Origin of the sequence: Micromonospora sp. M61, from assembly GCF_018070245.1 — a bacterium.
GTDB lineage: Bacteria > Actinomycetota > Actinomycetes > Mycobacteriales > Micromonosporaceae > Micromonospora > Micromonospora zamorensis.
This window is the reverse complement of the sequence record NZ_JAGPYA010000150.1, coordinates 1-1,284: the sequence shown is the minus strand read 5'-3', so window position 1 is coordinate 1,284 and position 1,284 is coordinate 1. Positions and strand designations below refer to the sequence as shown.

At 67.9% G+C, this 1,284-nt stretch carries 2 protein-coding genes and 1 tRNA gene; 2 read left to right on the top strand and 1 reads right to left on the bottom strand.

The features are described 5' to 3' along the window. The first annotated feature begins 79 nt into the window (after positions 1-79). Positions 80-156 (top strand) — tRNA-Ile (locus KBX34_RS33000). Positions 157-170: 14 nt separating this feature from the next. Here KBX34_RS33000 and KBX34_RS33945 read toward each other — a convergent pair. Beyond that, positions 171-536: a tyrosine-type recombinase/integrase gene (locus tag KBX34_RS33945; protein ID WP_307871555.1), complete on the bottom strand. Its 366-nt coding sequence runs from the start codon at positions 534-536 to the stop codon at positions 171-173. Between the two features lie 165 nt (positions 537-701). Between KBX34_RS33945 and KBX34_RS32990 the strand changes: the two genes are divergently transcribed. Then, entirely contained in the window at positions 702-980 is a 279-nt protein-coding gene (locus KBX34_RS32990; protein WP_210793503.1) for a hypothetical protein, read from the top strand. Positions 981-1,284 lie beyond the last annotated feature (304 nt).

Here is a 1,284-nt window from a genome sequence, read left to right as displayed (position 1 = left end):
TGCTGGTGCAGGCGTGGGCGCCGGCCGGCTCGGTGCTGGCTGCTGATCGCCGAGCGGGATAAGATCCGGCGCGGTGTTCGGGGCGGTAGCTCAGCCGGTTAGAGCAGGGGACTCATAATCCCTCGGTCGCGGGTTCGAGTCCCGCCCGCCCCACCAGCCGTTTTCCCTGGTCAGCCATGCTGCCGACGATCCGGGCGAACCGCATCGAGGTCTGGCCCGACACCCTCAGTCCGCACCGAGTCCGCAGCCGCACGACCCGCCGCCCGGTCGAGGCGGTCAGCCACCTGGTCCAGGTCGTCCTCGAAGAGGTCCGCGTACACGTCCAGCGTCATGGCCGCCGAGGCGTGCCCGAGCATCCGCTGCACCGCCTTGACGCTGGCGCCCTCGGCCACCGCCAGACTTGCTGCCGTGTGCCGCAACTCGTGCGGGGTCAGGCCGGCGAGACCGATCGACTCCGCAGGCCGATCGAAGACCCGACGGCGGAAGTTGTTGAGGACATGCCTCCGGCGGGCAGTGGACGCCCGCCGTGTCCACACTTCCGAACCCGTGTGGCTGTACAGCCATCCGTACAGCCAAGACCACCGGCCGACACCGACGCCACCCGACAACGGCGGACGGGCTGACCAGGTACGCAGCCACCCGACCAGCCCTCTGCGATCTTCTTCTAATCCCGAGGCCGGTCAGGGCGGTGTGGTCCCGTGATGAATGCGAAGATCTCCTATATGAAGCCAACCAAGAACCCGTGGTGGCAGACAGCAAAGACGCCGAAGCAGGGTTTCATCAGGGCAGGCGTCTGGCTCTTCCTGGCCGTCGGGTGGGTGGTCGTGGCCGTCGGAGACCCCACGCCGTGGCGTTGGGTATTTGCCGCACTGTGGACGGCCGGCGGGGTGGGCTACCTGGTGTCAGCCGCGTTGCTGCGGCGACGGCAGCGCGCGATTCAGGATAGGGGAGGGCCAGAAGCCGCGGTCCGGGCCGATTGAGCGCGATCCGCCAGCAACGGCCACGAGGATCGGCCCGGCATGAACGTGCAGCGGGGCAGGCGGTCCGCATCTGGTCCGCAAGAGGTCGACGGACGGCGGGGAGCGGTGAGAGATGTCGAGAGCCGTTTCCGCTGCTAGTAGCCCAACCGCCCAGCTCGCCGGGTCGCTCGTCTTGATCTCATAATCCCTCGGTTGCGGGTTCGAGTCCTGCCCGCCCCACCGAAACGGATACCCAAACGGAGGGTTCAAGACCCGCGAAGTTGCAGGCCACGGCCGGTATGTCGGAGCTCCCTCGTCGACATCA

Excerpts from the sequence above, each read along its gene's own strand:
- KBX34_RS32990 (WP_210793503.1), top strand. The coding sequence starts at position 702 with ATGAATGCGAAGATCTCCTATATGAAGCCAACCAAGAACCCGTGGTGG.